7 protein-coding genes are annotated in these 8,024 nt (G+C 45.6%); 1 reads left to right on the top strand and 6 read right to left on the bottom strand.

Going from position 1 to position 8,024, the window contains the following annotated elements:
- Positions 1-165: 165 nt before the first annotated feature.
- From AK95_RS19930 to AK95_RS19915, 4 genes are all read right to left on the bottom strand, one after another.
- The gene (locus tag AK95_RS19930) at positions 166-792 is read right to left on the bottom strand and encodes a spore coat protein (RefSeq protein WP_071221654.1); all 627 of its coding nucleotides are present in this window, start codon (positions 790-792) and stop codon (positions 166-168) included.
- Between the two features lie 167 nt (positions 793-959).
- Complete coding sequence (locus AK95_RS19925; protein ID WP_071221653.1) at positions 960-2,054, bottom strand: GerAB/ArcD/ProY family transporter; 1,095 nt, start codon at positions 2,052-2,054, stop codon at positions 960-962.
- The gene (locus AK95_RS19920; RefSeq protein WP_071221652.1) at positions 2,002-3,327 is read right to left on the bottom strand and encodes a Ger(x)C family spore germination protein; all 1,326 of its coding nucleotides are present in this window, start codon (positions 3,325-3,327) and stop codon (positions 2,002-2,004) included. Before AK95_RS19920 ends, AK95_RS19925 begins: the two co-directional genes overlap by 53 nt.
- Before the next feature lie 23 nt (positions 3,328-3,350).
- A complete protein-coding gene (locus tag AK95_RS19915) occupies positions 3,351-4,925 on the bottom strand; it encodes a spore germination protein (protein ID WP_083397679.1) in 1,575 nt (524 codons plus the stop codon).
- 135 nt (positions 4,926-5,060) lie between these two features.
- Here AK95_RS19915 and AK95_RS19910 point away from each other — a divergent pair, with 135 nt between their 5' ends.
- On the top strand, positions 5,061-6,449 hold the full coding sequence (locus tag AK95_RS19910; protein WP_071221651.1) for an amino acid permease: 1,389 nt from the start codon (positions 5,061-5,063) through the stop codon (positions 6,447-6,449).
- On the opposite strand, the gene AK95_RS19905 is transcribed toward AK95_RS19910, so the two are convergent.
- Positions 6,393-7,241 carry an aspartate--ammonia ligase gene (locus AK95_RS19905; RefSeq protein WP_071221650.1) on the bottom strand — a complete coding sequence of 283 codons (849 nt, stop codon included), beginning with the start codon at positions 7,239-7,241 and terminating at the stop codon, positions 6,393-6,395. The genes AK95_RS19910 and AK95_RS19905 overlap by 57 nt on opposite strands.
- Before the next feature lie 135 nt (positions 7,242-7,376).
- Positions 7,377-8,012 carry a LysE family transporter gene (locus AK95_RS19900; RefSeq protein WP_071221661.1) on the bottom strand — a complete coding sequence of 212 codons (636 nt, stop codon included), beginning with the start codon at positions 8,010-8,012 and terminating at the stop codon, positions 7,377-7,379.
- Positions 8,013-8,024: the final 12 nt, after the last annotated feature.

Below are 8,024 nucleotides of genomic sequence, written 5' to 3'. Positions count from 1 at the left end.
GATCTCCTCCTCGTGTTTTAAATTTGGTTGGCGAACCGAATTTATCTTAACACTTCGGAGGATTTTTTTTATACAACGCTTAAGCTATCCTGAACCATACGCATAGCGTATGGTTTTCTTTTTACAAAAAAAGCGCCCTGTCCATACGGACAAAGCGCTTGGTTATTAATGAGGGGGCATATTGCCAGGCATTGGGGCTGTGCCGTAACTATTCTGCATGTACTGCATATCTTGCTGAGGCAGCTGCGGTACTTGGTAGTATCCATGCTTATTCTGATATAGCGAAATTTCATAAGCCATTTCGATGCAGTTGGGAAGGGAATCGGCAAGCACGCGGCGTACGACCGGATTCGTAGATTCCATGGCTGCATTGGTTTTCATCGTAGCACCCGATTTCACTGCGTTCAACATGCTGAGCGCGATGGTTTCATCGTTGATCTCGGCTGTGGACTGCATCGGTTTTTTCGGCTGGCCTGGTTTCATGCCGTAAATAAAGTCATTACCTTGCTTCATTTTATAGCTTTGCGTCGGCTTTGAAGGATCTTGTCCTGTTTTAAAACACTCTAAGGTGATGTTATACTCATCAGCCATAAATTGCTTCTGGCGCTGCTGGATATCCCGAAGCTCCGGATCCTGCACATGTCCGCTCAGCATGGTATACGTGTTCATCGTATTGATAGCCCCTGCCAATACTTCGTGGACATCAAACATCTCATGTCCGCCGTGGTTCAATTGTGGAGGAATCATACCGGTCTCCATGTTTTGATGATTTTGTGGTTGTTCGAATTGCATTCTCGTACCTCCTAATATGGTTTGCTTACATGTCAATCAAGTAATTTCAACAAGGTGGTAGCTGGATAACGGCTTCTTTTCTGCAGTTCAGGTTTATTGTGAATTAAACAAGCCGAAAGTATTCAGGGTATTTTTAGCGAACACAAGTATTGTTGGTGCTTAAACTTTCATTGATGTTGTTTTTCCATCTTTTGCCTGATCCATATCGTAAGGAGAAGCATCGAAGGCAGCGCCACCTGGAAGATGGGTGTTACATATGTCACGACAAACTTAATCCCAAGCCATATATGATGAGGGTAATTTGGGGACAAGAATGCCAACATATATAAGCATACTCCTAAGAAAACAGTACATATCTTATAGGGGATTCCTGTGAGTTTAGTGAGGCCGATTACGGCACCCATAGAAAAAGCAGTCATTTTCGCGCCCAGTCCCAGAAATAGTATAAGAACGAATAAAACGTCGATGCGCTCAAAGACATCTGCAATTTCGATCAGCTGAACCACCTGCAGCAAAGGAAGCGTACTACTGGCAGCAAGTGTCGGCCCTAAGACCAAAATATTGACTTGGTTGATCAATATTAAACAAATCGCCGTAATGATATATGTGATTATCACGCCTCTCCGCAACCTTCCCTTCTTATGCACCAAAGGAAAAAACACCAGGAACAGGAGCGTTTGTCCAAACGGAAATGACACCAGCTCCGGTATGGCTGCAGAGAATACTGGTTTAAAACCATTCTCTAAAACCGGCAGCATCATCTCTGTTTTAATAAGTCCCGTCGTTAGCAGCAGTGAATATATGGTGAGATAACTCAAAATAATAATGGGAAGCAGGCCAGCGCTGACCAAAAAGACAACACGAGGCCCATACATCACCGTACTTGTTATGACAACAATGGCGATCAGCATGATAAATGCCAGCGGTGTCCGGTTTAACAAAGTCAACACCGTTAGTTCACCTAAATCCCTTAGATTACGAGAGGCTTCATAGGTGAAATAAGCGGCAAAGGAAAAACTTGCTACAAAACCGATGACTTTACCGAAATATCGTTTGCATAAATCATACAGATCAAGATCAGGATCTGTGCGGTGTATCATCAGATATATACAGAGTAGGAGCAGTCCAACGCAGGCGGCTAGGGCCATGGCTAGCCAAGCATCCCTCTTGGCTTCAGCTCCCAAGAAAAACAAGGTTGTGCTTCCAACCTCAAAAAGAGCCAGATAACATACTAACTCGGTAACTCGAATGGATTGGTTCATAAGCAGCTTTCCCTTTCTGTGCCCTTACCAATGAAATGAGCAAAGGCCTACTAAGAGCTCCCGTCTCTCTGAAAGACGTTTGTGACATTCCTGTTTGACTGATCGTTGCATCCACCTCTAGTACAAGTTGGAGAGATTGCATCTCCTCTTCTTCCCAACGGTCCTTTAACTTTTGCCAATCTTTCGGATATTTACGATGGATCTTGTCGGCAAAATGTGGCAAATCGACTTTCAGTCTTTTGGCGGCTTCCCATCCTTGTTCCATATAGTCCTTAATTACCTTTTCAATTTCCTTCTGCGCCGCATGAAGTATAGGCAAGCTGGTTAAGTTACTATGACAATGAGACTCCGATATTGTACCTTTGACTTTAACAGAAACTCGCATTTGATAACCGTTTGCCGTTTTATGAGGTGTGACTTTGGTTTTTGCAGAGGCCGATTGGAATGAAAATTGTTCTTTTTCTGTATTCGATTCTGGACAAGGAATGGATAAAGTACTAATGCTCACTTTATCAGTTAACCAAGATATTCCGAAGCTTTCACTACGCGTTAACGTTCCGATTCTCCGTTCTTTATCAAATACGGATAATCCCGTAATTTTAAGCTTTCCGCGGGTAGAGGTTTTATGTAATTGATCCACGGAATCCACTTTAGCCTCCGGCCCACCCACTAATTCAATCTGGGGAACACCGGCTGCTTGTGACTCCGAATCCAAACTAATAGCCAGCTCATACATTTTCGTGGATGGGTAATTGCCATTAAATTGATCCGTTTTTTCCAGTATATTAGCGATGGCTGCACCCGGTAATCGTTCAGTCGGTACAAGTTGCTTTAGCAGCTCACTTGCCTGCCCGTTCGTAACCAGGACATTGACGGTCTCACGCATATAGGTGTTTCTCCAATAGAAATCCATGATTTCGCTAATCCCCTTTTCCGTTGCCTGCTGACCAAGCACAAGGATATCCGTATGCGGAAAATATAGACGTCTGGCTGATTCCGTATAACTGACATCAATCGCTTCCCGAAGCGTTGGGCCCGTTGAGGAAAACACATGGATTGGAGCCTCCGAGCCGCCAGCCTTGCCAGCACCCCCAGCACCTGATGAAATCGCCGATGGGTTAATTAATTGATAAGAAACGATCCACCGATCCCCTGACCGGTCTATGCCGATCGCTGAGATGAGGCCGATCTCGTTTAACTCGGTTTGATTCCAGCAGCCTGTCATTGAAAACATCATAACGAGCAAAAGTGTTATTTGAGCGAAAATGCGCATATTTCACCTCTAGTTAATCAAATTCACTTCGTCTGATCCTTTCTCGTACCCTTAGAACGTGGATTCTCGTTCTGCCTGACTAGATTACGTTGACTGATCTCCTTAGGCCTGGTCTTGAGCAATGGCCATGGTAGACGGACAAACAGATCCTTCATTTCAGAGAAGCGGAGCGGAGTCATAGGCGACAGATAGGGAACCCCAAACGAAGTCAGGGACACCAAATGAACATAAAGAGGCACGATGCCAGCCAAAATACCGAACAAGCCAAGCGTCCCTGCCAGCAGCATCAAGACAAAACGAATTAATCGAATGGCTGCTGCCATGCTAAAAGCCGGGATCGCAAAATTCGCAATAGCCGTAAAGGAAACTACGATCACCATCGCACCGGACACAAGGCCCGCCTGAACGGCAGCCTGTCCCAATACGAGCGCCCCCACAATCGAAATGGCTGGTCCAATGACCCTTGGCATCCGAACCCCCGCTTCTCGAATGATCTCGAACGTTAATTCCATCATGAAGGCTTCAACCAGCGCAGGCAGTGGAGTGCCTTCCCTTTGCGCTGCCAAACTAATGAGAAGTGGAGTCGGAATCATCTCCTGATTAAACGTCGAGAAGGCAATATATAAGGAGGGAAGCAGCAGGGATACCACAAAAGAAACAAAGCGAATGGCCCGCAAAAATGTGGTCAAGTCATACCGTTGATAGTAGTCTTCACTAGAATGGAGGAACTTAAAAAAAGTAACAGGAGCAATCAGTACAAAGGGTGAACCATCAATCAAAATGGCAACTTGTCCTTCCAAAAGGCTTCCAGCCACTGCGTCAGGGCGTTCTGTGTTAATCATCGTTGGAAAAGGTGTCACGGAAGCGTCTTGGATAAATTCTTCGATATATCCGCTTTCCAGCACGCTATCCGTATCAATGGAATGTAAACGTGACATAATCTCTGATACAACCTGCGGATCCGCAATACCCTCAATATGAGCTGTAGTCACTCTGGTATTGGTATATTTGCCGATTACCATCGTTTGAACCCGCAAATCCGGTGTTCGAAGCCTTCTTCGGATAAGGGATAGATTGGTCGAAATATCTTCAGTGAAGCCATCTTTAGGTCCTCGAATCACGGTCTGTGAACTCGGCTCAACAATCGATCGCTTCTCCAGACCTGCAACAGATGCTGAATAAGCGACATCCAAGCCATCAATTAAGATAACGGCTTTACCTTCTAATACCGCCGGGATTAAGGCATGAACGGATCGCAGCTGAGTTACCTGCCTTGCCGGCAATACTTTTTTCAGCAATGCATCCATATCAGGCGTTCCAGCGGTATCCACTGTAACGGTTAACCAAGCTTCCATGATTCCGTTAAGCTGATCCAGATCAACTAGTCCCTCTATGTAGCACACCGCAATTTCCGGTATACCGTCGCGACCCGGTACTATTCTGACAATAAAATCAGAGCTATTCCCCAGTTTCTGCTCCAATATTTGAATGGAGTCTTGAAGTGACGGGGTTATCGGATGTGGTGTATCCGTTGTTTTCTTTGTTCTGTTCTTTGGAATGCTTCGTTTCAGCGCATTTATCAGTAATCGACTTAACATACACTCACTCCCCACCAATCTATAGCTATTATGGGGACTTACATAATAATTATTCCAATAATGGTTAATCTGCTCAAACCAGATGCATACTCCGCACGGTACATGAACAACTTAACCATAGTGGAGGTATATGCTATGGATTCACCTGGGTGTGCAGGACCGAACGATTCCGCATCGATGGATCAAAAGAGCAGCAAAGGCAGCTTAAAGTGGTGGCAGCTCTCACTGCTTGGCATCGGCTGTACGATTGGTACGGGGTATTTTCTAGGTTCCGGCATTGGCATTAAGCTGACGGGACCTTCCATGGTTGTATCATTCCTTATCGCTGCTATAGGAACCTATATTGTCTTTCATTTTTTGGCCAAAATGACGACGGCGGATCCTCAAGAGGGATCCTTTTGTTATTATGCGGGAAAAGCGTTTGGGCGGTGGGCACGTTTCGGAAGCGCATGGAATTACTGGAGCACGAAAATTCTAATCATGGGCAGTCAGCTGACGGCTCTGTCCATCCTGACCAAGTTTTGGTTCCCTGATATTCCGCTATGGATATTCGCAGCCATCTATGCCGTATTATCGATTGCCGTCGTTCTGCTGGGTACGAAAGGCTTCGATAAGGTGGAAAATATATTGGCCGTCATAAAAACAGCGGCGATTCTCATGTTTATTCTTCTCTCAACTGCAGCGCTTATGGGCTGGATTCGCGGGGGCAGCGATGGTAGACCCGGATTTCCCGATTCGGTTGGACAAGTGTTCCCTGGCGGATTTCCCGCATTCTGGTCCTCGCTCTTATATGCTTTCTATGCCTATGGGGGTGTCGAAACCATTGGTTTGATGTCCATGCAGCTCAAAAACAAAAAGGATGCTCCCAAGTCAGGAAAAGTCATGCTCATCGGACTGACCGTGATCTACATGATATCCATCGGGCTTGCTGTCTTCATGGTTTCCTACAAACTCTTGAGTGAGAAAGAAAGCCCGTTCGTTACGGCGCTATCCAGCTATCCGCTAACTTTCTTTCCCCATGTATTCAATGGAGCGATCATTATGGCCGGATTCTCGACGATGAGCGCTTCATTGTTTGCCGTAGTGAATTTGCTTGTGACGATGGCTAAGGACGGCGATGCACCAAGTATTTTTACGAAGAAGCTGGAAAAGTTCCGGAAGCTGCCGCTCCCTTCCTTGGTGCTTGCCGCGGTCGGTTTATCGGCTTCAATCGTCACGGCACTCCTATTGCCCGGAAAAATATACGAATACATTACAACGGCTGCCGGCATATTGCAGATGTATAATTGGTCGTTCATTATCATTTCGGCTTACAAAATTCTAAAGGTCAGAATGTGGGATGTGATTCTGGGTGGATTCGGCATCATCCTCCTGCTCGGTGCCGTAACCGGAACCATCATGGAGAAGAGCATTCGGCCCGGTTTTTTTGTCAGCTTGATCTTGGCTGCGCTTGTGGCTATCGTGACGCTAATTATGGTCAAGATATGGAATAAGATGCAGACCAACACCATCCCTAATGAATAAAGAAAGGATATCTTCATTGTAAGATATCCTTTCTTTTTGCTCCACCGCACAATTCAATACCGGATACCACAAAACAATATCCCCGTTAAAAGTCCAGTCATCATAATCCGGCGAGCGGCCGTCATGCACCTGACCGGACTTCATCGTTCCGCCTATTTGCATAATGAATACGGCGCCATGTATCCTGACAATTTCATTTTCCCTTTCCTTCGGCGTTAAACTAGGAAAGCGATCTTCCAACTCCTGCGTCGTGATGAAAAAAATTCGCTCCGGGAGGATCGGCTTCAAGAAGGGATGAAGTTCATAAAGGTACTCTTCCGTGGATTTGATCACATCATATATCCTTACAACTTCATGTTCTAAGGTGGCGAGAGTACGCATGTCTTCGCATATCACTTTTTCCCAATCCCACTGATCGACGTATATGGAATGCAGATTATCCATGTTTTCATCCCGCCTGACGGCTTTCATATCGGTGTATAAACCTTCCCCACTCGTAAAGCCGTATTGGGCAAGAGCCGAACGTTTCCACTTTGCAAGGGATTGCACAATTTCGACCCGGCCTTCCTTCATATCCATCACATCAAAAGATTCGGTCCGTTCCGTGCCGTTCAAATTGTCGTTAATACCTGTGCCCTCTTTTACCATAACGGGTGAGGAGACTTCGGTTAAGCGGAGTGCCTTCTCAAGCCCGGTCTTAAAATACGATTTGGTTTTTTGTATGGCGATAGCCGTTTCCATCCTGTCCAGCCTGGATTGGTAACGCTCAGGAATCACGATAGATCTTAGCAAGTCGTTTTTCTCCCCTTCACAACGTATTAAAATGTAAACTTCTGCCTAATTGACTGAGAACAGTTTATGTTTACCTTCCAATACTGTCGCTTTGTCCCATGTATATTGAACGGAATTGGGTAGAAGACCACTTGGTTATCCTGTTAACGCAAGAATGCCCTGAATACCAAAGTACACACCGAAACCGATCAGTGATATTCCCGATATGACCGAAATCGCAGTCAGCATGTTCTCATTGAGGAAGCGACGAAGTCCTGTCGTTAAACCGGCAACGCATAGATCCCAAAGGGTTAAGCCCAAAAAGATCATGCTGCTATACAACAGCAAATGGCTCGTCCCGAACGCTGAGGCCGTCTTGGCCAGGATGGAGCCATAAATCCCCAGCCAAAACAGTATGGATAAAGGACTCGTGATGGACATGAAAAAACCGAGCAGAAAACAGCTTAACAACGAATCCTTTTTTCTTGCCGCCGAGCTGATTTTCAATTTATTCACTTTCGTTATGCTTTCAACCCCGCTGTAAATTAACACGAATCCGCCAAAGAGCCACAAAAAGATCTGAACGATCGGAAAATTAAGAAATTGAACGAGACCTAAATAAATGAACAACATAAAAGCTGCGTCTGCCAGCATTGATCCAGCTCCGACTACCCAAGCATGCCAGAAGCCGTTCTTGATGCCTTTATCAAGCCTGGCCGAGTTCACGGGCCCGATCGGAGCAGCCAATGTTAATCCCAGAATAATGTAGCTAATTAATAAATTCACGTTCAATCGCATTCACTC

The sequence above is a fragment of the Paenibacillus sp. LC231 genome (assembly GCF_001860525.1).
In the GTDB taxonomy this organism is placed as follows: Bacteria; Bacillota; Bacilli; order Paenibacillales; family Paenibacillaceae; genus Paenibacillus_AQ.
The sequence above is the reverse complement of the archived record's forward strand: the minus strand, read 5'-3'. Positions and strand labels throughout refer to the sequence as shown.